Annotated in this window: 4 protein-coding genes; 1 reads left to right on the top strand and 3 read right to left on the bottom strand. The window is 65.5% G+C overall.

The window, feature by feature from the left end; all coding sequences use genetic code 11:
• Positions 1 to 135: 135 nt before the first annotated feature.
• Positions 136 to 1,455 (bottom strand): aminotransferase-like domain-containing protein, encoded by a 1,320-nt coding sequence (locus M0D43_RS00035; RefSeq protein WP_260807635.1) that lies wholly within the window; start codon positions 1,453 to 1,455, stop codon positions 136 to 138.
• Between the two features lie 30 nt (positions 1,456 to 1,485).
• Positions 1,486 to 1,992 (bottom strand): VOC family protein, encoded by a 507-nt coding sequence (locus tag M0D43_RS00030; protein ID WP_252163062.1) that lies wholly within the window; start codon positions 1,990 to 1,992, stop codon positions 1,486 to 1,488.
• Positions 1,993 to 2,490: 498 nt separating this feature from the next.
• Between M0D43_RS00030 and M0D43_RS00025 the strand changes: the two genes are divergently transcribed.
• Positions 2,491 to 3,501, top strand: coding sequence for a helix-turn-helix domain-containing protein (locus M0D43_RS00025; protein ID WP_252163061.1), 1,011 nt, complete (start codon positions 2,491 to 2,493; stop codon positions 3,499 to 3,501).
• A gap of 253 nt (positions 3,502 to 3,754) precedes the next feature.
• Here the strand turns inward: M0D43_RS00025 and M0D43_RS00020 are convergent, their stop codons facing one another.
• Positions 3,755 to 26,449, bottom strand: coding sequence for a non-ribosomal peptide synthase/polyketide synthase (locus M0D43_RS00020; protein WP_260807634.1), 22,695 nt, complete (start codon positions 26,447 to 26,449; stop codon positions 3,755 to 3,757).
• Between the last annotated feature and the right edge of the window lie 6 nt (positions 26,450 to 26,455).

Raw genomic sequence — 26,455 nt, 5'->3', positions numbered from 1 at the left:
TGGCCCATTGCCAGCTGGCGCGAGCTGCGCAAGCACCGCAGCGTCATGTCGTCAACGCAAGCTCCATAGCGAGTCTGCTGACTCCGGGCCTGCGTTGGCTCCTGCGCATTAGCGGATGTCGCAGGATTCGGTGATTTATAGCGAAGGGCAGGCGTCCAGCTGGCGCAGGCTGTCGGCCGCATGCAATCGGTGGCGCACGAAGCGTGAGAACCGCGCGATGCCTTCGGCGATTCTCTCAGTTGCCACATTGCTGTAGGCAAGCCGCACTTGCTGGCGGCAACTGCCGTCGATCGCAAAGAATGACAACGGCATCACCAACACGCCGCACTCGCGCGCGCAAGACGCCGCTTCTTCGGCGGCGAACACGAACGGCAGCGTAACGATCAGGAAGAAGCCGCCTGCCGGAACATTCCAATGGATCTGCGGCGCTAGCGCACCGAGTTCGTGGGCCAGGCATTCCAGCATGCGGTCGCGATTGCGCTGGTACAGGGCGCGCGGCGCCTGGATTAATGGCGCCAAGCTGCAGCCGTGTTCGAGCAGCACTCCGCCGACGACGGCTTGCGTGACCTGGCTGGTGTTGAGCGTGCCGAAACTCTTGCGCCGTGTCAGCGCCTGGTGCAGGGTGCGTGCCGCTGCCGCACTGCCGAACAGCGTCGGTGGCACCACCAAAAAGCCAACGCGCAGGCCTGGGCACAGCGTCTTGGAGTAGGTGCCCAGATAGATGACGCAACCATGGCTGTCCAGTGCGCGCATGGTGGGGACGCGTTCTGCTTCGAAGGCAAACAGCCCATATGGATTGTCTTCCAGGATCAAAACGCCGTGCGCGGCGCACACCGCCATGATCGCCTCGCGCTGATCGCGGGGTAGCACGGTTCCAGTGGGGTTGTCGAAATCCGGCACCAGATAGAGCAGGCGCGCACGCTGGCCAGCGGCGTGTAGCGCGCCCAGCGTCTCGGCCAGCGCCTCTGCGTCGGCGCGACCATCGCGATTGAATGCGGCGATGGTGATCCCGTGACTGTCGGCCACACCGGTGATGCCGATATAGGTCGGATTGCGGACCAGCACGACGTCGTTCGGCTGGCGGCACAGTTCGGTGACGCACAAGTGCAACGCTTCCTGGCAGCCTGCGGTGATCAGCATGCGATCGATGCTGGCCGCTACGCCTTCGTCCGCGGCAAGTTGGGCCACGACCAGGTCCTCAATGATGCCCTGGGTTGTTCCGTACTGTGCGATCAGATCGAGCGCACCTGCCTGGCGAATGTGATGACGCTGTGCCAGATGCGTAGCCAAGCGCGGGACGGCGCGCATCCATGCCTGCAGATCGAAGCAGCTGTCGGTCGGACGTCCTGAAACGAACGAGATGGCGTTGGGGTGGCGCGAAGACACCTCGTTGAGGAAGGTCATCACGTCCAGGCGGTCGCTACCCACTGCTTGGTCGGTCTGTGTGCTTGCCATCGGCTGGCTCCTGGGATGCGAGGTGGTCGCTCAATACGCGCCACTGCGCTCCAGTTGCTCGAACAACTCGTTGACCGATGCGTCTTGGAAACCGACTTCGCCATTGCGTTCGATGAATTCGAAGCTCAGGCCAGTCAGCTCGCTGCGATTGGAAAAGATTTGTCGCAGCCCCTGACCTTCGATCACGTTGGTGTCGAAGGCCAAACCACGTTCACGCAGATGCTTGGCGGTGGCGTGGGCATCGTCGACGCGCAGGGCGATATGCGCGACGCCCACGCCGTGATGGGCGATCAGTCGCGACACCTGCGATTGCGGTTCGGTGCCTTGGCAAAGCACGAAGATGAGATCGCCATGCTGCATCTCGGCCGAGTGCATGCCGGTCGTCTTGCCGGTGATGTGGCGTCGTCCCGTCAACACAAAGCCGAGTTGATCGCGGAACAGCGTGATTGCAGCTTCCAGGTCATCTACCGCCAGCGCGATGTGGTCGATCTTGTGGTAGCGCGGAGCGCTATCGGGTTGTTGGACGCTATCGGTCATTGAACGCTCCGTATGCCATCGGGTAATACGCGGCATTGCTGACGAAAATACATCTCGGCAAACGCATGTGTGCTGTTTCCAAAACAGATCCGTCTGCATTCGCGCCGATGTGGAGAGAAATTCAGTGCAAGCTGCGCTCAGAACTTGAGGCTCAAACATAATCTGCCAATAAGAATTTTCTGTGACACGCATCCATGCTTTTGGCTGGCGTCAGGGCGGGCGTCAATACATTGGTTAAATGAAATCAGTTCATTCGCGTTAATTTAATTTCCGAGCACGCATCAGGAATTAATCTGCAAATATGGATATTTCAGTAATGGCGTGATTAAAATTTAGTTGCGATAGTCGCTCGGGGCTAGCTGCTATTACCTAATAAAATTTACCGTACTTTTGTTTTTTATGTTGTCATGGAATGGACGCAAAGCCTGCCTAGCATCCCGTGCCCACAACCTGATTCCTGAGAGGCCGGATGGGATGAATACGTCATGCCGAGCACGGATGGAACCTTCGTATTGCGCACCGGACGTGCAGCCTGCATCATCGCTGAATATATTCAATTCGTTTTCAACTTCGCAGATTCATCCTTGCGAGCGCGTGCACCGTTGGCTTGAATGGATGGCGCGGTCGGTCGGTGCAGAGATCGATGAGGCGCCCGGGCGGCACAAGTGTTCCTTGAGCGCTTCCGAATCGGCCCTGCAAGGCGCTATCAGCCAACTGCGTTTGGGCGATTTGCATATATCCAAGGTATCGGCTAGCGCACACGCGCTTGAGTTGAAGCTCGGCGGCGCCGTCAGGCGTGATCCCCACGTCCTGATTGCACTGCAGTGCAAGGGTACCAGTACGTTGGTGCACGATGGCGTGCCATTGGAGCTGAGGGCGGGCGAGATGCTAGCGCTGTCCATCGAGCAGGATTTGAGCATCGTCAATCCATCAAATGTCGAACAGCATTTCATCTGGTTCGAGAAGCCTCGGCAGGCGACCAGGATGATGGAGGGAGTCGTGTCGCACCGGCGCTGTGGGCCGGCACCGATGCAACGTCTGGCATGCAGCTTCGTCGAACGCTTGTTCAACGAGCCCGACCTGTGCAACCCGGAAAGTGGACAGTTCTTTGCGCAAGCCATGATCAAGCTGCTGGGGCTGGCTCTGAAGGAAACTACCGCGGCCAAGCCTCAGCTGGAACCTAATCGGCCGTCGCGTGAGATGGTGTTGCAGTTCGTCGAGCGCAATCTACGCGATCCGAAGTTGTCCCCGGACACAATTTCGCGCGCCCTGGGCTGGAGCAAGCGCACGATTTACCGCGCATTCAAAGGCGGGAACGGGGAAAGCCTGAATGGCTACCTGTGGCGGCGCCGCATAGAACAGTGCGCGCAGGAACTGCGAGGCCCCAGTAATTTGAGTATTACGGGCATCGCCTATTCGTTCGGGTTCAGCAGCTGCCCGCATTTCAGCCGCCTGTTCAAGCAGCAAATGGGCGCGTCGCCATTGCAGTATCGGCGCGGTGTCTATTGATCGGCGCGCCCACCATGGCCGATAGCGAATAGATCGCCGCGCCCAGCGTGCGAGCTGTTGTCCGGTTGCATGCGGCGACCGTTACGTCGCCGCATTTCGCATGAATTGACTGTTCGGACCCGCAGTGCACTGGTTCGACGCGACGCATGCCTGTTGCATCCGCCCCCCCATGCAGCGGGCGTGCGCGGCACACCTCGTCGTTGCGCTGTGCCGCGACCGTCGGCGGACGAGCGCTTCTGCGGATCACACCCGTTCATGCGAGGTAATCCTCGCGGTCGCTGGCCGTGATCATGTCGTCGCTGTGCACCTCGGTCGCCTCCAGCAGGGCCGCCAGCGCGGCCAGGTCGGAATGGGCGAACAGTTGCGAGACGGCAATGCGTCGCTGCAGCTGCGACTCGATACGTGCGATGAGTTGGACCGCCAGGAGTGAATGACCGCCGACTTCAAAGAAGTCGTCATGGCGGCCGACCCGCTCCACACCGAGCAGATCGCACCACAGAAGCGCCAATGCCTGCTCGCAGGCACCTTGCGGCGCCTGCGTCGCTGTGTCGTTGCATGCCTGGCCAGAGGCACTGGGCAACGCGTCCCGATCGAGTTTGCCGTTCGCTGTGAGCGGCAGTCGTTGTAGCGGGATGTATGCGGTCGGTTGCATGTAGTCAGGCAATCGCTCGGTGAGCCAGGAGCGCAGCCGCGGGCATAGAGCGGCGTCTTCGTCCGGATCCTCGGCGACGATGTACGCCAGCAGGCGCGGTTGATGGGCAGAATCGAACTGCACATGGACGACGGCCTGCGCCACCTGCGGGTGGCTGGCGAGCACCGCCTCGATCTCGCCCGGTTCGATGCGGAAACCGCGTAGCTTCAGTTGCGCATCGGCGCGCCCGAGGAAATCCAGGCTGCCGTCTTCCCGCCAGCGGGCCAGGTCGCCGGTGCGATACATGCGCGCTCCAGGCTCCATGGCGAACGGATCCGGCACGAAGCGTTCGGCGGTGGCGCCGGGCCGGCCGACATACCCCTGCGCCAGACCGACACCGGCCAGATGCAACTGGCCCGGAATACCGATCGGCACCGGTGTGCCGCGGGCGTCGACCAGATGCGCCTGCATGTGGCGGATCGGCTGCCCGATCGGAATACGCCGATCCAGCGGCGGCGGCTGTCGCAGGGCCAGCGTGGTGGCGAACTGGGTGGCCTCGGTCGGTCCGTAGGTTTGCAGCACCTGTTCCGGCGCATTGGCAGAGCCCAGTAGCAGTGCCAGCGCGTGCGGGTCGGCGACATCGCCGCCAGTGACCAGATAGCGCAGCGTTGGCAGGGAGGCGGCCAGCTGCGGTGCGTACGCCCGCAATACACCGGCCACCAGGATCAGGACGCTGATTGCATGGGTGCCGATAAAGCCCGCCAATGCGACGGGATCGAGCACCACCGCCTGCGGCACTACCACCACGCAGGCGCCGCACAACAACGGCGCCCAGACTTCCAGCGTGGTGGAATCGAACGCCGGGTTCGAGGCGAAGGCGAAGCGATCCTGCGCGTTCCAATCGGCGTAGTCCGGCGCGAGTACGAGATTGAGGATGCCGCAATGGGGAATGGCCACGCCCTTGGGCACACCGGTGGAGCCGGAGGTGTACATCACGTAAGCAGGCGCATTGCCAGGTACCGTTGCCGCGGCAAAGCGCGTTGCGGTGGCGGTGAGCGCATCCACATCGACGGGCAGACAGTGCAATGCGCCGGCCCAGACTGGGTCTGTCTGTGGCGGATACAGCAACGCGACGGCATGGCAATCTTCTACCAACTGGGCCAAGCGCAGCGCCGGCTGTTGCGGGTCCAGCGGCAAGTACGCCGCGCCCAGTTTGAGAATGGCCAATTGCGCGATCACCAGGGCGGCGCTGCGCGGCAGGGCTGTGGCCACGGTCATGCCGACGCCGACGCCCGCAACACGTAACTGCTGGGCTAGCGCATCCGAGCGCATCTCCAGATCGGCGTAAGTCAGCTGCAGCGTCCCGTCGCAAACCGCCGGTGCCGTGGGCGTACGTTGCACCTGGTGCGCAAAGGCTGCATGCACGCTGGTCGGCATCGACTGCAGCGTCTCGCAGGCCGGCACGTGCGGCAGATGCTGCTGCGCAGGCGCAGGCAGCGGCAGGTCGTCGGCCACCTGCACCCCGCTGGCATCGGCGAGGGCACACAGCAGCGCCTGGTAATAAGCCAGATGCCGCTGCAGCGTGGCGCGCTCGAACAGCGCCGTCGCGTAGATCAGCGATCCGGCGATGCTGTCGCGGCCGACGCGCATTTCCAGGGCCAGATCGGCCAATGCGACCGCTGTTCCGCCTTGCAATGGTTGCAGCTGCAGGCCGGGCATCTCCAGCTCGCCCGAGGGCGTGGTGTCGGACGAAAACAGGACCTGGCACAGCGGTGCGTGCGCGAGCGTGCGGCTGGGCTGGAGCGCTTCGATGACGCGGTCGAATGGCAGGTCCTGGTGCGCCTGCGCACCCAGCACGGCGCAGCGGACGCGTTCCAGCAACTGCGCGACGGTGGGCCGCCCGGACAGATCGATGCGCAGCGCCACGGTGTTGACGAAAAAGCCGATCAAGGGTTCGAGCTCGCTGCGATCGCGACCGGCAAGCGGGCTGCCGATCACCACCTCGTCCTGGCCACTGTAGCGGTGCAGCAGTAGCGCCCAGGCGGCGAGCAACGTCATGAACGGCGTGACGCCATGACGAAGGCTCAGCGTGTGCAGGCCGGCGCTCGCCGCCGCAGGCAGCGAGAAGGCGATGGTGTCGCCGTGGAAGTCCTGCCGTGCCGGACGCGTGTGGTCGGTCGGCAATGCCAGCAGCCGCGGCGCGTCGTGCAGGCGCTCGCGCCAATAGTCGAGCTGACGTTGCAGAACGTCGCCCTCCAGCCAGCGGCGCTGCCATACCGCGACATCGGCGTATTGCAGCGCCAACGGCGGCAGCGGATCGTGTTCTTGCCGGGCGTAAGCGCTATAGAGCGTGCCGAGTTCTTCGATCAGCACCCCCATCGACCAGCCATCGCACACCAGGTGATGCAGGGTGATCAACAGCACGTGCTGCTGTGGCGCCAGACGCAATAGATGACCACGCACGAGCGCAGTGCCCGGCGCGAAGGCGGTCTGCCGTTCGTCTGCACACAATTGCCGTACGCGCGGGGCCGGATCGTCCAGTGCAGACAGGTCGCTGTGGCGCAGAGCAAACCCGGTGTCGACCGGCAGCACCTCTTGCTGCGGTTGACCCGCACTGGCGACGATGCGCGTGCGCAGCGTTTCATGTCGCGCGACGATGCGGTCCAGCGCCTTGCGCAGCGCCGGCAGGTCCAGCGCACCGTCCAGATGTACGCCGGTACTGACCAGATAGGCAAGGTCGGTGTGCGGGTCCAACTGCGACAGAAACCATAACCGCTGTTGAGCAAAGGACAACGGCAGCGGCCTATCCCTTGGAACCGGCAGGATCGGCGGCAATGTGTTCGCTGCAGCGGCCGCGACGCAGCCGGCGAAGTCGGCCAGACGTGGATGGGCGAAGATGTCGGCCAGGCCGACATCGACCCCGAAATGGCTGCGCAGCCGTGATGCCAGGCGTACCGCAAGCAACGAGTGCCCGCCCAGCGCAAAGAAGCTGTCCTGACGGCCGACGCGATCGCAATCGAGCAGTTCGGCCCACACCATGGCCAGGGTCTGCTCAAACGGCCCGTGCGGCGGCACATGGGCTTGGGTGTCGAAGTGCGTTCCGGCGTCGGGCACCGGCAACGCATTGCGATCCAGCTTGCGATTGGGCGTGAGTGGCAGTGCGTCCAGGCGCACATAGGCGCTGGGCAGCATGTAATCGGGCAGGCGCTGGGCCAGGCACGTATGCAGCCGGTCCGGCTCGATCGCGTCGGCGACGACATAGGCCAGCAAACGCGTCGTTGCAGTCGCGTCCTGGCGCGCGCAGACCGCCGCTTCGCGCACGCCGGGATAGTCCAGCAGCACGTTCTCGATTTCGCCCAGTTCGACGCGGAATCCACGCAGCTTGAGCTGCTGGTCGTTGCGGCCGAGGAACTCCAGGCTGCCGTCGGCGTTCCAGCGCGCCAGGTCACCCGTGCGATACATGCGCTGCCCGGCGCCGAGCGCGAACGGGTCGGGCAGGAAACATTGCGCGCTCAGTGCCGGCCGTGCATGGTAGCCGCGGCCGACCTGTGCGCCTGCCACATACAGCTCTCCGGCCACGCCGATTGGCAGCGTGCGGAGACGAGCGTCGAGCACGTACAGACGCGCATGGCGCAGCGCGGTGCCGATGCTGATGCGGGTGGCGTTGGCGTCTTCGGTGCACAGACGGGCAGCGGTGCAGGAAATCGCGGTTTCGGTGGGGCCGTAGGTGTTGATCAGCGTGATTGCCTGCAGCCCGAGCCCATACCACTGCTGCAGTTGGTAGGGCGACAGAACGTCGCCGGTGATGTTGATCAGGCGCACCTGCTGTAGCTGCTGGCGCGCTTGTTCGGGCGCTTGCGTCCATACGCTCACCAGCGCATGCCAATGCGCGCTGGTCAGATGCAGCACGCTGGCGGGCGTTGGTGTGGCAACGGCGTCCAGCGGCAATGGCGCCAGCCGCAGGCAGGCGCCGGCGATCAGCGCAGGCAGCAGTTCTTCCAACGACAGATCGAAGTTGATCGAATTCTGCTGCAGGACGTCGTCTTCGCCGCTCAGGCCAAACAGCTCGGCGGCGGCGACGCAGTAGGCGGCCAACGCGCCGTGCTCGACCATGACTCCCTTGGGACGTCCGCTGGAACCCGAGGTGTAGATCAGATAGGCCAACTGCGCGGCATGCGGCGCGGCGATTTCGGTCGGTACGGCAATCGCCGCGTCGCCAGGGGCGTCGTACCACAGCAGCGGCACTTCGACCTGTGGCGGCAGCGCGTATGCGCATGCCGAGGTTGCTACCAGAATCTGCGGCTGGCAGTCGCGCAGGATGTCGGTACGGCGTTGCGCGGGATACTCCGGGTCCAGCGGTACATAGGCCGCGCCCGCCTGGAATACGCCCAGCAGCGTTGCCACCAGATCGATGCCGCGCGGCATGCATACCGCGACCCGCGCTTCCGGCCCGATGCCCAAGGCACGCAGACGGCAGGCCAGGCGCTCGGCGCGTTGGGCGAGTTCAGCATAGGTGAGGGTGCTGCCGTGGGCATCGATCAACGCCGGTGCCTGCGGCGTGCGCGCCGCCTGTGCAGCGAACAAGTGCGCGATGCCGACTGCGGGGGCGTCGCTGGGCGCCGGGTTAAAGCCAACGACGATGTCAGTGCGCATGAGCTCCGGCAGGATATGCAGATCATGCAAGGCGGTGTGCGGTGCATCGGCAAGCGCTTGCGAAAGTTGCCGCAGGGCTTCGAGCATGAGCTGACCGACCGACTCGGGTGTGGCAGCGGGTCCGGTCTGCACATCCAACCAGAAACCGCGGTCGTCATCGTTCACCGACAACGACAGCGGATAGTTGGTGCGCTCGCTGGCGCCCAGCGATTGCATGCCGGCCCAGTCCGGGAGCGTATTCGACGCCTGGCTGCTGGCGACATGGCGATAGTTGAGCAGGGCGGTGAACAACGGCGCCGGCGCAGCGACGCCGCTGCAGCGCTGAGCCAGACTCAACGGTGCGTGCTCGTGCTGCATGAGCATCGCCAACAGTCCCTGCACCGTGCTTACCGCATCGGCCACGCTGGTGGTGTCGATGCGCAGGCGCAGCGGCAGGGTATTGAGGAACATGCCCAGCACGCGGTGAATGCCGCTGCCGCCCTGCATGCGACCGAACAGCGTGGTGCCGAACACCACGTCGTCGCGTCCGCTGGTGGTCGCCACCACCAGTGCGTAGGCGAGATGGAACAGGCTGGCCATGCTCACATTCAGCGCACGCGCGTGCGCGCGCAGCGCCTGGGTCAGCGCATCGGGAACCTGCAGGCGCGCTTCGCGCACCGTGCTGCCATCGCCGTGCACATCCAGCATGCCGTAGGGCGCGGTGGTCTGCGTGACATCGCCCAGCAGTTTGCTGAAGAACGCTTCCTGCGTCTGCGCCGAGCCGCGCAGCCGGGCGCGAGCGACGAATTCGCGGAACGGCAGTGGCGCCGGTAGGGCGTCTGCGGTGCCGGCCAGGAACGCGCCAACTTCCTCGATCGCCAGATCCATCGAGGTGTGGTCCATCACCAGGTGGTGGTAGAGCATGCCGAGCAACCAACGCTGGTTGACCGCGTCGTGGATCAGGTGCGCATGCAGTAGCGGCGCCTGTTGCGGGTCGATCCGCGCCTGCGGCGATGTTAGACAGCACTGCAGTTGCTCCAGTGCATCATCGTTCTCCAGAACATGCGAATGCAGTCGCAGTGGCGCCTGTCGCCAGACCACTTGCACTGCTTCACGCACGCCATGCCAGACAAAGGCGGTACGCAGGATGTCGTGACGCGCGATCACGCTATTCAATGCGGCCAGGAAGCGGTCGAGCTCTGCACGGCTGGCGAATGCGTGCAGACCGGGCATGACATAGGGGTCGCTGTCGGTATGTTGCAGGTGGTGAAACAGCAGGCCTTCCTGCAGCGAGGCCAGCGGATAGATGTCCTGCACGTTGGCAGCGCCGCCGGCGACGGTCGCCACCACCGCGTCGATCTCGGTCTGGGTCAGCACGACCAACGGCAATAGGTCGGGTGTGATCCGCGTGCAATCGCGCACGATCCGGTTGGCCGGCACCGGCGCGATTGCCGCCGGACGTAGCGCGCCTGCCAGCGTGCCCAGCACCGGTGTATTGAACAGGGCGCCGATGTCCAACTGCCAACCGGATTGCTGCAGGCGTTCGATCAACACGATCGCCAGTAGCGAATCGCCGCCGAGGGCGAAAAAGCTGTCGTTGCGGCCAATCCGCTCGATCTCGAGCAGTTCGCTCCACAGGGTGGCCAGCAGGATTTCCTGTTCGCCTTCCGGGGCAAGATACGCCTGTGCGGCGAGGGCGTCCGCGCCCTGTGCCGGCAGTGCGCGGCGATCGAGCTTGCCGTTGGCGGTGAGCGGCAGAGCATCGAGTCGCACATAGGCGCTTGGCAACATGACCTCGGGCAGCCGTGCGGCCAAGGCTTCGCGCAGTGCCAACGGAGCGCTCTCGTTGCCGGCGTCGTCTACCAGATACGCCACCAGGCGCTGCTCGCCGGGTGTGTCTTCGCGCAGCAGCACGGCAGCGTCCTGCACGCCAGCGCAGGCACGCAGCGCGGCGACGATTTCGCCCAGTTCGATGCGGAAGCCGCGCAGCTTGACTTGGTCGTCGTTGCGGCCGAGGACGTCGAGTGTGCCGTCGGCATGCCAACTGGCCAGGTCGCCGCTGCGGTACATGCGTTGGCCTGGCTGTTCGGCGAACGGATCGGGTACGAAGCGTTCGGCGGTCAGATCGGGGCGACCGAGGTAGCCGCGTGCCAGTTGCGGTCCGGCGATATGCAGGTGCCCGGCGACGCCGATCGGCGCCAGCTGGCCGTGGTGATCGAGCACATGGATGCGCAGGTGCGCGATCGGACGACCGATCGGCACCCGACCATGCGGGGCTGGGACATCGTGCGTTGCGTCGTGTACTACGCAGCCGACGACGGTCTCGGTGGGGCCGTATTCGTTGATCAAGCGGGTGTTGGGGGCGAGTGCTTGCCAACGTGCGAGTGTGGCTGGAGGTAAAGCTTCGCCACCGATCACCATCGCCGCCGGGCTGAGCGGTTCGGCATGGTTGGCTAATTGCTGGCCCAGCACTTCCAGATGGGCTGGTGTGAGTTTGACCAAGCCCAACGGGGTGGGATCGCACAGACGCTGGCGCAAGGCGTCCAGCGTGTTGTGCTCAGGCAGCAGTTCGACCCTGGCTCCACACAACAACGGTGCCAGCAGGCTGGTCAGCGTGGCGTCGAAGGCCAGCGAGGACGACACCACCGCGCTGGGGAATGGGCGATAGGTCTCGATCGCCCACTGCAGGTAATGCGTGGCGCCTGCGTGGGTGAGCAAGGTGCCTTTAGGCTGCCCGGTGGAGCCGGAGGTGTAGATGACGTAGGCCAGGTTATCGGGGCACAAGCCTGGGACAATCGGTGCGCCTGGATCGTGCAGATCCACATCTGCATCCTGATCCAATGTCAGCACGCCGACGCTTTGCATGGCACTACCGAAGGACTGCAGCCGCGCGTGCAGGGCGTCACACGTCAGCACCGCACGCGGGCGGCTATCGGCGAGCAGGAAGGCCAGGCGTGCGTCGGGCAACTCCGGGTCCAGCGGCAGATAGGCGGCGCCGGCTTTGAGCGTCGCCAGTAGAGCGACGATCTGCTCGATACCGCGCGGCAAGTACAGCGCGACGCGGTGTTCCGGTGCCACACCTAATGCGCATAAGCGATGCGCCAGCCGGTTGGCGCGCGCATCGAGCGCCGCGTAGCTGAGTTCGCGGTTATCGGCGTACAGCGCGATGGCGTTGGGTGTGCGACGGACCTGCGCTTCGAACAGATGATGGATGCATTGTGCGTGCGCGAGCGGAGTCGTTTCGGTGACGGTGAAGTCTTGCAGCTGGGCGCGTTCATCGGCGGGCAGCAGGTGTAGCGCGTGCAGGGCCGTCTCCGGCGCGTCTTCCAGCGCCTTCACTAATGCCTGTACAGCCTGCAGCATCAGCGCAATGACACGCGCGGCACCGATGCGCTGGTCCACCTGGACTTGCAGTGCAAAACTCGCATTCGCACGGATGTCATCGACCGAAAGCGTCAGCGGGTAACTGGTACGATCCTGCGACTCCAGCATCTGTATGCCATGCCAGGCCTGCGATGTTCCGCTCGGCGCTTGCACTGCGCTGCCGCCGGCATGCCGGTAGTTGAGCAATGCAATGAACAGCGGTGCGGGTGCGACGATGCCGCTGCATCGCTGTGCCAGGGCCAGCGGGGCATGTTCGTGATGGATCAACTCGGCGAGCCGCTGCTGGGTGTCGCGCACCGCGTCGTTTACGCCGCGATGATCGCGGCGCAGTCGGATAGGCAGGGTGTTGATGAACATACCCAGCACCCGGTGTGCACCGCTGCCGGCATGCATGCGCCCGAACAGCGTGGTACCGAACACGACATCGTCGCGGCCGCTGGCCTTGGCCAGCATCAGCGCATAGGCCAGGTGAAACACGCTGGCGGGGCTGACGTCGAGACGTCGCGCCTGCAAACGCAATGCGGTGCATAACGGCTGTGGCAGTAACTGCTGGTGCTCCTCGATCTCGGCGCCACTGCCGCGCACTTCCCACAAATCAAACGGTGCGGTGGGTGTCTCCAGATCGCCAAGCTGTTGCGTGAAGAAAGCACGGTGCTCCGCCTCGCTCACGCCCAGGCGTGCCTGCGCGACCAGATTGCGGAATGGCAGCGGCTCGGGGAGTTGCTGCTGGCGCTGATCCAGATGCGCTTGCACTTCTTCGATCAACAATTCCAGCGTGGTGTGATCGATCATCAGGTGGTGGGTCTGCAGGCCCAGCAACCAGCGTGCCTGGTGCGGATCTTCGACGAGATGGCCACGCAGCAGCGGTGCCTGGGTGACATCCATGCGAGCGCTGCGTGGGTCCATGCGCTGCTTCAACGCGGCCAGCACATCGGGGGCATCGATGCAGTGTTCCTGACGCGGGAGAATGGCGTGGCGCCGGACGATCTGCACGGGCGCGCTCAGGCCCTGCCAGGCGAAACCGGTGCGCAGGATGTCGTGGCGGGCAATGACCGCTTCCAGCGCGGCGATAAATGCGTCCAGCTGCGCGCGCGTCTCGAAGGCCAGCACGCTGAAGCTCAGGTAGGCATCGCCCAGAGAGCTGGCACGATGATGGAACAGCAGGCCTTCCTGCAGTGCGGTCAGCGGGTAGATGTCCTGCACGTTGGCCGCGCCGCCATCGACGGTGGCCACGGCTGCGTCGATCTCGTCCTGGGTCAGCTGTACCAGCGGCAAGAGCTCAGGCGTGATGCGGGTGCAATCGACGGTGATGCGGTTGGGGGGCACCTCGACCGCGCCGCTGGGACGCAGCGCGGCGGCCAGGTCGGCCAGGGTGGTGGCCCCGAACAGCGCACGCACCTGCAGTGCCCAGCCATGCTGGCGCAGACGTTCGATCAGCTTGATCGCCAGCAACGAGTGACCGCCCAGGGCGAAGAAGCTGGCGTGACGGCTGACCTGCTCGACACCGAGCAGGTCGCTCCATAGCGCGGCCAGCAGGACTTCCAGTTCGCCCTCGGGCGCCACGTAGGTGTGCGTGGCGAGTGCATCGGCATCCGGTGCTGGCAGCGCACGGCGATCGAGCTTGCCGTTGGGCGTTAGCGGGAGTGCGTCCAGCTGCACATAGGCGGCTGGCAGCATGACCTCAGGCAGGCGACCACCGAGGTGTGTGCGCAGCGATTGGGCCTCGGGCACGGCATCGGCGTCGCCGACCACGTACGCGACCAGACGCGGTTCGCTGGTCCGGTCGTGGCGCAACAGCACCGCGGCATCGCGTACGCCAGCGCAACTGCGCAGCGCGCTTTCGATTTCGGCCAGTTCGATGCGCACGCCACGCAACTTGATCTGGTCGTCGTTGCGACCGAGAGACTCCAGGTTGCCGTCGGCAGTCCAACGCGCCAGGTCGCCGGTCTTGTACATGCGTTGGCCGGGCTGTTCGGCGAACGGATCGGGGACGAAGCGTTCGGCGGTCAGGTCCGGACGCCGCAGATAGCCACGCGCCACGCTGCGGCCGGCGATATGCAATTGGCCGCGCACGCCGATCGGCGCGAGGTGTCCCTGCGGATCGAGTACATAGAGGCGGACATTGGCCATCGGCCTGCCGATCGGCAGGCGCTCGCCGTGCCGGACACCGTCCAGATGCAGGCTGGCGCAGACGCTGGCCTCGGTGGGGCCATAGGCGTTGATGACGCGGGTGTGCGCTTGCCAGCGGCGGGCCAGCTTGGCATCGGCCGCCTCGCCAGCCAGCACCAGGGTCTGCAGGCTGGGGCAACTGACCTGTTCGGGCAGCGAGGCCAGCACGGTCGGGGTCACGGTCAGATGGGTGATGCGCTGGTGCTGCAACACCTCGAGCAAGGCTGCTCCGGCTAACGCCTCGGCCGGCGGGACGTGCAGGCAGGCGCCGGCCAGCCAGGCCATCAGCAACTCGGACACGCAGGCGTCGAAGCCGATGCTGGCCAGTTGCAGCACGCGGCTGTGCGGTTGCACGCCGAAGGCGGCGATCTGGGCCAGGGCCAGATTGACCAGGCCGCGATGGCTGACCATGACGCCCTTGGGCTGACCGGTGGAGCCGGAGGTGTAGACGACGTAGGCCAGGTGATCTGGATGCAAGCCATCGATGACCGGCGCGTGGTGGTGGGCCGGGTCCGCGGCCGAGGTCGGTGCATCGAGCAGCAGGACGCGGGTCTGCTGCAGGGCGCGACTGGCGGGCAATTGCTGCTGCAGCTGCGTGTCGGTGAGCACGACGCGCACGCGGGCATCGCCGAGCATGAAGGCGACCCGCTCGGTGGGCTGATCGGGGTCGAGCGGGACATAGGCGCCGCCGGCCTTGAACACGGCGAGCAAGGCGACCAGGCGCTCGGCGCCGCGCGACAGATACAGCGCCACGCGCGTGTCCGGGCGCACGCCAGCGGCGATCAGGCGGTGGGCCAGGCGGTTGGCGTGCGCATCCAGCTGCGCGTAGGACAGCTGCACCTGCGCATCGGACAGCGCCGGTGCGTCGGGAGTACGCCGGCACTGCGCAGCGAACAGCGGCTGCAACAGCGGTGCGTCCGGCCACGGCGCAGCGCTGTGGTTGAACTGCTGCAGCAGCTGTGTGCGGTGGTCTTCGGGTAGCAGTGGTAGCGCGCTCACCGCGCAGGCCGGTTGTGCGGTCATGGCCCGCAACACCGTGATCCACATCTGCATCCAGCGTTGCACGGTGGCGCGCTCGAACAACGTGCTGGCGTAAATCACCGAGCCGTGCAAGCCCGCATCGGTTTCGCTGATCGACCACCACAGGTCCACCTGGGCGGAGACCGGTCCAGTCGGTAGCGTGGTGATGTGAAGCCCCGGCAGCGTCAGGTCCTCTTGCGGCGTGTTCTGCATCGCCAGGACCACTTGGTAAAGCGGTGCATGCGCCATGCTGCGGCTGGGGTTGAGCGCTTCGATGACCTGTTCGAACGGCAGATCCTGATGGTCCTGTGCGGCCAAAGCAATCGCGCGCACCTGCGCCAGCAGCGCGGCGACCGACGGATCGGACGACAGGTCGATACGCAATGCCTGGGTGTTGAGGAACAGGCCGATCAGCGGTTCGAGTTCGCTGCGGTTGCGGTTGGCCACAGGAGAACCGATGACAACCTCCTGCTGACCCGACAAGCGTGCCAGCAGGATCGCCCAACCGGCTAACAAGGTCATGTACAAGGTGGTGCCGTGGCGCTCAGACAGCGCCTTCAGCGCGATGCTGGTGGGCTGATCTACCTGGAAGGTCAGCGCGTCGCCGCGATAGTCCTGCAGCGCCGGACGCGGCCGGTCGGTGGGCAGTTCCAGCAGCTCGGGGGCACCGGCCAGATGATCCTGCCAGAAGCGACGCTGGCGTTGCAGGGCGTGTTCGCCGAGCGTGTGCTGCTGCCAGACCGCCACATCGGCGTATTGCAGTGGCAGCGGCGGCAGCGGATCGGGCTGGCCATCGATCATTGCGGTGTACAGCGCAACGAACTCGCGCACCAGCACGCCGATGGACCAGCCGTCGGCGACCAGGTGATGCAGGGTCAGGAACAACACATGCGCGTCGTCGCCGAGCCGTAACAACCGCCCGCGTGCCAGCGGGCCATGGCTCAGATCGAAGACCTCATCGGCTTCGTGTTGCGCATGCGCCCGGATCTCGGTGTCGGCATCGGGATGCTGCGAGAGATCGAAACGGCGCAAGGCAAAGCCGCTGTCGGCCGGGGCAATCTCCTGTCTCGCTCCGCCGTCGGCCGCGACGAAGCGCGTGCGCAACGCTTCATGCCGGGCCACGATCCGATCCAGCGCCCGCTGCAAGACATCGGCCGCAAGCGCACCGTGCAAGCGCAGGCCGACCGGAATGTGGAAAGCCAGGTTGGCTCGCGTATCCAGTTGCGCGATGAACCACAGCCGTTGCTGGGCGAAGGACAGCGGCAGCGGCGTGCGACGGTCGGCCGGCACGATGGCTGGCAGGGCGATGGCCGCAGCGCCGTCCAGGGCATCGGCAAGAGTGGTCAGACGTGGTTGTGCGAATAAAGTGGCCAGCGGCAGTTCGACACCGAGCACGTTGCGGATGCGCGCGATCAGCCGCATGGCTAGCAGCGAATGGCCGCCGAGCGCGAAGAAGCTGTCGTGGCGACCGACCTGTTCGACGCCGAGCAACTCGCTCCACAGTGCTGCCAGCGACGTTTCCAGCTCGCCTTCCGGTGCAACGTAGGCCTGTGCTGCGAGCGCATCGGCATCCGCTGCCGGCAGTGCGCGGCGATCGAGCTTGCCGTTGACGGTCAGCGGCAACGCGTCAAGCCACACATAGGCGCTGGGGAGCATGACCTCGGGCAGGCACGCGGCCAGTTGCCTGCGCAATGCGTCGGCAGTGGACGCGGCGCCACTCGACGGCGTTGCATCGCCGACCAGATAGGCGATCAATCGTTTTTCGCCTGCGTTCTCGCGGGCAATGACGACAGCCTCGCGCACACCATTGCAGGCACGTAGCGCGGCAGCGATTTCGCCGAGTTCAATGCGTACGCCGCGCAGCTTGATCTGCTCGTCGTTGCGGCCGAGATACTCCAGCGCGCCATCGACGCGCCAGCGCGCCAGATCGCCAGTGCGATATATGCGCTGGCCGGGGTGGTCTGCAAACGGATCGGGGACGAAGTGCTCGGCGGTCAGATCGGGCCGGCCCAGATAGCCGCGGGCGAGCTGCACGCCAGCGATCTGCAGTTCGCCGGTCACACCAATCGGTGCGAGTGTGCGATGCGCATCGAGCACGTGCAGGCGGGTGTTGGCAATCGGTCGGCCAATCGGCACGCTGCTGGCGTCCGCATCGCTGCATTCCCAGACGCTGACATCCACCGCCGCTTCGGTCGGGCCGTAGAGGTTGTATAACCGCGTTTGCGGCAAGCGAGCAAGTGCGTCAGCCGCCAAATCCGCTGGCAGGGCTTCGCCGCTGCAGACGATGCGTTGCAGACTTGCGCATGCGCCTTCGGGCAAGGCATCCAGGAACACGCGCAACATCGAGGGCACGAAGTGCACGGTGTCGATACGTGTCTGCTCGATCAGTGCAATCAGATAAGCAGGGTCCTTGTGACCGCCAGGTTGCGCCAGCACCAGACACGCACCGACGCGCAGCGGCCAGAACAGTTCCCAGACCGAGACATCGAAGCCGACCGGGGTTTTCTGCAACACGCGCTGCTCGGGTCGCAGTTGCAGCGCCTGCTGCATCCATTGCAGGCGGTTGTCGATGCCGGCATGGGTGTTGACCACGCCCTTGGGCTGGCCGGTGGAGCCGGAGGTGTAGAGGACGTAGGCCGGATGCTGCGGGTGCAAGGCCGGCACGACGGGGGCGTGCGTGGGCGCCTTCTTCCACGCAGCCTGGTCGGTATCCAGAAACACGGTGTGTCGCTCTTCGCATCGCTCAAGCCGCGCGGCAGTGGCGCGATAGGCGAGCAGAACGGCAGGCTGCGCATCGGCGAGCATGCTGTCCAAGCGCGCGGGCGGTACATCTGTTTCCAGCGGTAGATAAGCCGCGCCGGCCTTCAGCACGGCGAGCAGCGCGACGACCAGATCGAGACTGCGTGGCAGACACACGGCTACGCGGTCTTCGGGTACCACACCAAGGGCGATCAGATGATGCGCAAGCTGGTTGGCGCGCGCATCAAGCGCGGCGTAGCTGAGTTCGACCTCACCTTCCACCAGCGCGACAGCCTGCGGCGTGCGCCGCGCCTGCGCTTGGATTGCACGATGCAGATAGCCGCTGCCATCGAGCTCGGCGGTCGTGTCATTGAAATGGTGCAGCGCTTGACGCTCGTTCTCCGGTAGCAGATCCAAGGCATGCAGTGCGGTCTGCGGTGCGTGCTCCAATGCCTGGATCAGTACCTGCAGGGTCTGCAGGAGCATCGCCGCGATACGTTCGGTACCGATCTTTTGGAGGCATTGCACGTCCAGTGAAAATCCACCACTGGGCTGTTGGTCGTTGACCGATACCAGCAATGGGTAGTGCGTGCGCTCCTGACCGGCGATCTCCTGTACCCCGTCCAGAGCGGCGAGGTCTTCGCCCTCTGGCTCCACGCCCAGGACCGCGCTGCCGCCGACGTAGCGGTAGTTGAGTAAGGCATTGAGCAAAGGGGTGGACGGATCCAGCGTGCTGCAGCGCTGGGCCAATGCCAGCGGGGCATGTTCGTGGTGCAGCAGCTGGGCCAGGCAGAGTTGCGTCTGGCGTACCGCATCCAGCACGCTGCCGTGCGACGCGTCGAGGCGGATGGGCAAGGTGTTGAGGAACATGCCCAGCACTCGGTCCACGCCAGCGCTGGCATGCATGCGCCCAAATAGCAGCGTGGCGAATACAGCTTCAGTCGTGCCGCTGGTGCGGGCCAGCAGCAGGGCATAGGCCAGATGGAACAGGCTGGCGGCACTGATGCCATGTTGGCGCGCCTGGGTGCGCACGGCGGCGGCCAGTGTTGCAGGCACCGACAGGCGCAGAAAGTGCAGCGCGGCCGGGTCGCGCACCGGTGCAAGTACGCCGAATGGCGCGGTGGGTGCATCGATATCGGCGAGCATCGCGGTGAAAAACACCTTGTGTTCCTGCTCGGACACACCGGCGTGCGCATGAGCGACGAAGTTGCGGAACGGCAAGGGCGTCGGCAATTGCTGGTGTCGCCCGTCCAGATGCGCGCGGACTTCCTCGATCACGAGTTCCAGCGTGGTGTGGTCCATGACCAGGTGATGCTGTTGCAGGCCGAGCAGCCAGCGTCCGGTGGTGGTGTCGTGGGCCAGATGGGCATGGATCAACGGTGCGTGCTGCAGGCTCGGGGCTGCTTCGGCCGCGTGCAGCCAGGCCAGTAGCCCGGTCGCAGGGTCTGGTCCCTCGAAGCGATGCATCCGACGTGGCACGACCGCCTGGCGCCAGACCACCTGCACCGGTGCAGACAGTCCTTGCCAGACGACGCCGGTGCGCAGGATGTCGTGGCGTGCAATGACCTGATCGAGTGCGTCGAGGAAGCGATCGAGTTGCTCTTTGGCAGGGAAGCCGAGCACGGACGAATGCAGATACGGATCGGCAAGCGGGTCGGACAGATGATGGAAGAGCAGGCCTTCCTGCAATGGCGCCAGCGGATAGATGTCCTGCACATTGGCCGCGCCACCGTCGACGGTGGCCACGATCGCGTCGATCTCCGCTTGCGTCAGCGCGACCAGTGGCAATAGGTCCGGAGTGATGCTTGTGCACTCGGGCCCGATCCGATTGGGTGGCACCTCGATGGCGGAGGCGGTTTGCAGATTGACCGCCAGGCCCGCGAGCGTGGGCTGTGCGAACAATGCCCGCACATCGATTTGCCAGCCGAGCCGGCGTAGACGTTCGATCAGTTTGATCGCCAGCAGCGAGTGGCCGCCGAGGGCGAAGAAATCATCGTTGCGCCCGACTTGCTCGACGCCGAGCAGCTCGCTCCATAGCGTCGCCAGCACCTGTTCCCATTCGCCTTGCGGAGCGACATAGGCATGCAGATCCAGCGCTTGATCGTCGGGAGCCGGAAGTGCGGCGCGATCGAGTTTGCCGTTGGGCGTGAGCGGCAATGCAGCGAGCTGCACGTAGGCCGCTGGCAGCATGTGGTCGGGTAAGCGCGTAGCGAGTTGGCTGCGCAGCGTTGCCGGCTCCAGGATCGAAGCATCGCCGACCAGATAGGCGACCAGGCGTTTCCCGCCGGTGTCCTCGCGCGCGATGACCGCGGCTTCCTGCACGCCAGCGCAGGCGCGCAAGGCAGCCTCGATCTCGCCCGGCTCGATGCGGAAGCCACGGATCTTGACCTGCGCATCGTTGCGGCCGAGGAAATCCAGCGTGCCATCGTCGCGCCAACAAGCCAGGTCGCCGGTCTTGTACATCCGCTCGCCGGCTTGCGCGACGAACGGGTCGGGCACGAAACGTTCGGCAGTCAGCGCGGGGCGATGCAGATAGCCTTGCGCCAACTGCGCACCGGCGAGATGCAGTTCGCCGGCCACGCCAATCGGCGTCGGTTGACCATGGCGATCGAGCACGTAAACACGGTTGCCTGGCAAGGGCCGGCCGAGTGGAATCCGCGCTGCGTCCTCGGCAAGTGGGGCGACCGGGTGAACCACGCTGAAGGTGGTCGCCTCGGTCGGGCCATAGCAATGCAGCAGCCGTTGCGGTGGCGCGTGGGCCAGGATGGCGGCGACGGTGCCGGCATCGACGCTGTCGCCGCCGGTGAGCAGACAACGCAGCCTCGGCAGCAGGTCGCGCAGGGCATGCCAGTAGCCGGGCAACAGCCCGGCGGTCAGATGCAGGATGCTGACCTGGTTGACGGTGAGGTGCTGGGCCAGTGCGCTTGGGTCAAGCAGGGTCGGTTGGTCGACGACGACGATGGCCGCGCCGTGCAGCAGCGTGGCCCACACTTCGAAGGTGCTGGCATCGAACGCGGGATTGGCCAGGAACGCGACGCGTTCCTGCGGCTGTAACGGCGCATGCTGCGGGTTGAGCGCAAACGCCAGCACGGCCGCGTGCGACACGGCCACGCCTTTGGGGGTGCCGCTGGAGCCGGAGGTGTAGACGACGTAGGCGATGCTTGCGGACGTCACCTGGACCTGCGGTGCCACTGCCTCGCCAGTGAGCGCTGCCCATTCCACTTGCAGACGTGGAAGGCAGACGGCATCGAGCGGGCAGTCGGCGTCGCATAGCAGTGCGGCAGCGGCGCAGTCCTCCAGCAGAGCGTGCAAGCGTGCTGGCGGCTGCGCCGGATCCAGGGCGACATAGGCCGCGCCGCACATCACGACCGCCAGCTCGGCCACGATCAACAGCGCCGAGCGCGGCAGCAGCAGCGCTACACAGCCGCCCGGCGTCACCCCCAAGGCGAGCAGCCGTTGTGCCAGAACGGCGGCCCGCTCCTGCAGCTCGGCGTAACTCACGACCAGCTCGCCGTCGATCAGTGCCGCTGCCGTCGGAAACTGACGCACCTGCGTCTGGAAGCGGGTGAGCAGCGTGTCGCCGGCTGCGGGCGTTGAGGCAGGGTGGGCAGTGGTGGCATTGACGTCGTGCAGCAGCCATGCGCGTTCGCCTGCCGGAAGAATCTGCAAGGCGCACAGCGGTGTATCCGGTGCGCGACTCAGCACTAGGTTCAGCTGCTGAAGCGCGTGCAGCATAAAGCCGGCAACGCGCTCCGCGCACAGGCATGGATCGATCTGCAGATCGAGCGAGAAGCCATCGCCGTCGTCGTTGACTGACAGCGACACGGGGTACGTGGTGCGTTCGCGCGCTTGCAACACGCGCACGCCTTGCCATGCCTCATCGTGTGCCACGTGCTCTGCTGCGCTTGAGCTGTGGCCGGCGTATCGGTAGTTGAGGAGTGCCGAGAACAGCGGCAGCGGCGCGCGGATGGCACTGCAGTTGCGTACGTCTGTCAGCGCGACGTGTTCGTGGCACAGTAGTTCAGCCATCTGCTCCTGCATTCGGCGCACAGCATCGGTCACGCTGGTGGTGTCGATGCGCACGCGCAGAGGCAGTGTGTTGAGGAACATCCCCAGTGCGCGGTCGGCGCCGTCGCTACCGCTCAGTCGGCCAAACAGCACGGTACCGAAGACGACGTCGTTGCGTGTGCTGATGCGTGCGAGCAACACGGCATAGGCCAGGTGGAACAGGCTGGATGCATTCACGCCGAGGCGGCGGGCATGCGCGCGCAGCGAATGGGCAATGTCTCGTGCAACCGGTACCCGCTGTTGTGCAGGCACGCTGTTGATGTCGTTGCGAAGCAGGCCGAACGGCGCGGTCGGATGGTCGACATCGCTGAGCATACGGCTGAAGAAAGGCACATGTTCGGTGCTGACGGCACGCTGCGCCTGAGCGACGAAATTACGAAACGGCAGCGGCGCTGGCAATTGCTGCTGGCGACCGGACAGGTGCGCGCCGATCTCGGCAATGATCAGGTCCAACGTGGTGTGGTCCATCACCAAGTGGTGTGCCAACACACCGACAATCCACCGTTGCTGGGCCATATCTTCGCCCAGATGCGCCTGCAGCAGCGGCGCCTTGGCGAGGTCCAGGCGGGCGTGATCGGGACCCATTCTGGTCAGTAACTCTGCTTGCGCGTCCTGCCCTTGCAGGGTGTACCGGTGGACCTGGAGGGCGGCGTGGCGCCAGACCACCTGCACCGGTGCCGGCAGGTCCTGCCAGACGATGCTGGTGCGCAGGATGTCGTGGCGCTGCACCACCTGGTCGAAGGCGCTCAGGAACGCGGCCGCCTGCTGTTGCGTTTCGAAGGCCAGCAGCGTGGTGTTTACGTACGGATCGGCTCCCGGGTCGGCAAGGTGATGGAACAGCAGGCCTTCCTGCAGCGGAGCCAGCGGATAGATGTCCTGGATATTGGCCGCGCCGCCGTCAACCGTGCAGACGATGGCATCGATTTCGACTTGAGTGAGCTGCACCAGCGGCAACAATGCGGGCGTGATGCGGCTGCAATCGGGTGCGATCCGGTTCTGCGGAATCGCGGCAGTTTTCTCTGGCCTCAGTGTCTCGGCGACGGCGGCCAGTGTCGCGTGGGTGAACAGTGCGCGTACGTCTAGCTGCCAGCCGTGTTGGCGCAGGCGCTCGATCAGTGTGATTGCCAACAGCGAATGGCCGCCGAGAGCGAAGAAGCTGTCGTGGCGACCGACGCGTTCGACGCCGAGCAGCTCGCTCCACACTGCGGCCAGCATGATTTCCAGCTCGCCTTCCGGGGCAACGTAGGTCTGTGCGGCGAGCGCATCGGCATCCGGCGCCGGCAGGGCGCGGCGGTCGAGCTTGTCGTTGGCAGTGAGCGGCAGTGCGGGCAGCTGCACATAGGCCGCCGGCAGCATGTAGTCGGGCAGGCGGGCGCCGAGTCGGGTGCGTAAAGCGTCGGGGTCAAGCGCGACATCCGCATCGCCGACGACATACGCGAGCAGACGTTTGTCGCCGGTGCTGTCCTCGCTGGCAATGACGACCGCCTGGCGCACGCCGTCGCAGCCGCGCAAGGCCGCGGCGATCTCACCGAGCTCGATCCGGAAGCCGCGGAGCTTGACCTGCTCGTCGTTGCGACCCAGATACGCCAGGCTGCCGTCGGCCTGCCAACGCGCCAGGTCGCCGGTCTTGTACATGCGTTCGCCGGGTTGCGCGGCGAATGGATCGGGCACGAAGCGCTCGGCGGTCAATCCCGGACGGCCCAGATAGCCGCGCGCCAGGCCAGCGCCGGCCACGTGCAGTTCGCCGGCCACACCGATCGACAGGCACTGGCCGTCGCTTGCCAGCACATAGGCACGCAGATCCGCGAGCGGCGCGCCGATCGGGCTGAGGTCGGCGCGCGTGACATCCTGGTTGGTGAGGACATGCGCGGTCACATGCACGGTGGTTTCGGTGATGCCGTACATGTTGAGCAGCGCGGTGCGCTGACCGTGTTGTGCGAACCACGTGGACACACTGGCCGGTTGCAGCGCTTCGCCACCGAAGATCACCAGCCGCAGATGGTGTTGCAAGTCGCTGTGTCGCGGCGCCTCGAGCAGCGCCTGGAACGCGCTGGGCGTTTGATTGAGCACGCTGACGCGCTGCTGGCAGAGCAGGGCATGGAAGGCGGCCGGGTCGCGCGCAACGTGCTGCGGCACCACGACCAGTCGACCGCCATGGGCCAGTGCGCCCCACAGCTCCCAGACCGAGAAGTCGAAGGCGCAGGAATGGAACAGCGTCCAGACATCGTCAGCGCTCGGCGCGACCTGGCTGCGGGTGGCGTGCAACAGGCGCACCACGTGTGCATGTGCAACGACGACGCCCTTGGGAGTGCCGGTGGAGCCGGAGGTGTAGATGACGTAAGCCGGATGCTGCGGCAGCAGATCGTTGCGCTGCGGCGAATCGATGGGACGATGCGTCCAGGCATCTGCCTCGTCCAGCACCAAGGTGGCAATGCCGGTCTCTGAGGGCAGACTAGCGGCCAGCGCAGCGTGGGTGAGCAGCAGGCGCGGCTGCGCATCGTCGAGCATGAAAGCCAGCCGCTGGGTGGGATAGGCCGGATCCAGCGGTAGATAGGCGGCACCGGCCTTGAGCACGGCGAGGATGGCCACGACCAGATCGATACCGCGCTGCAGGTACAGCGCCACGCGGTCTTCCGGACCGATGCCGTGGGCGATCAGATGATGAGCGAGCTGGTTGGCGCGTACGTCCAGGTCGGCATAGCTCAGCGCCAGCTCCTCGTGCACCACGGCGATGGCGTGCGGCCGTTGCGCGACTTGTCGTTCGAACAAACTCGGCAGGCATGCATCGTCGGCGAATGTGCGCTGCGCGCGCGCCAGTGTCTGCAGCCACTGTTGGCGCTCGGGTGCGCGCAAAAGTGGCAGCCGGTCCACGCGCGTGCTGTCGTCGGCCACCATGCCGTGCAGCAGCGTCACGAACTGGGCCAGGTGGCGCTCGATCGTGCTGCGCTCGAACAGCGCGGTGGCATAGGTGAGCTGGCCGACGATGTGCGTGCCGGTGTTCTGTAACGACAGTTCCAGGTCGAACTTCGCACTGTGATGGTCGGCGCGGAAGTGCTCCAGGCGCAGTCCGGGTAGCGCCAGCGTCTCCGGCGCACCCTCCTGCCACCCCAGCAAGGCCTGGAACAGCGGATGGCGGGAAAGGTCGCGGACTGGATTGAGCGCTTCGACAAGTTGCTCGAACGGTAGGTCCTGATGTGCCTGCGCCGCCGCGGTGACACCACGCAGTTGGGCAAGCAACGCAGCGACTGTCGGCTTGCCGGAAAGATCGACATGCAGCGCCTGGGTATTGGCAAAAAAGCCGATCACCGGCTCGAACTCTGCGCGATGGCGATTGGCCACCGGGCTGCCGATCACCACACTGTCTTGGCCGGACTGCCGCGACAGCAAGATGCCCCAGCTCGCCAGCATGGTCACGAACAACGTCACTCCATGACGCTTGCTCAGCGCAGCGAGTGCGCTGCTCAGATCGGCGTCGAGCACGATCTCGACGCGGTCGCCGGCATGATCCTGTACCGCCGGGCGCGGGGATTCGCAGGGCAGGCCAAGCACGGTCGGCGCATTGCGAAGATGCGCACGCCAGAAATCGAGCTGCCGCTGCAGCGCGGGACCATCGGCCTGGCGCCGTTGCCAGGCCACGATGTCGGCGTATTGCAGCGACAATGCCGGCAACGGATCGTCCAGTCCCTGCGCCAGGGCCGTGTACAGTGTGCTCAACTCGCGGATCAGCAGGCCCATCGACCAGCCATCGGAGACGATGTGGTGCATGGTCAACAGCAGCACATGATCGTGTGCGGCCAGACGCAGCAGACGGCCGCGGATCAGCGGACCGTGCGCCAGGTCAAATGGGGTAGTGGCTTCCTGCACTGCTTGCCGGCGTGCCTCGGCCTGCGCCTCCTCAAGGCCGCGCTGGGAAAGATCGATGTGCGTCAGTGCGAAGCCACTGCCGGCCGGATCGATCCGCTGTTCTGCAATGCCGCTCACCGTCACGATGCGGGTGCGCAAGGCAGCATGCCGGGCGACGATCCGTTCCAGCGCCTGCTGCAAAGCCTGGGTCTGTAACACGCCACGCAGGCGCACCCCGGCCGGGATCAGGTAGGCCGACGCGCTGCCTGGATCCAGCTGCGCGAGCAACCACAAGCGTTGCTGGGCGAACGACAACGGGATCGGCTGGTCTGGGTCGCGCCGCGGGATGCTGTCGCTGTCCGTATCGGCCGCATCGGCGTCCTCCAATAGATTCCACAGGCGCTCGATTTCATCGACGCTCAACGTGGACAGATCGGCAGGCAGTGCGGGGGACGATGACATGGTCGA

Source organism: Xanthomonas prunicola, assembly GCF_025266575.1.
Lineage (GTDB): Bacteria > Pseudomonadota > Gammaproteobacteria > Xanthomonadales > Xanthomonadaceae > Xanthomonas > Xanthomonas prunicola.
The sequence above is the reverse complement of the archived record's forward strand: the minus strand, read 5'-3'. Positions and strand labels throughout refer to the sequence as shown.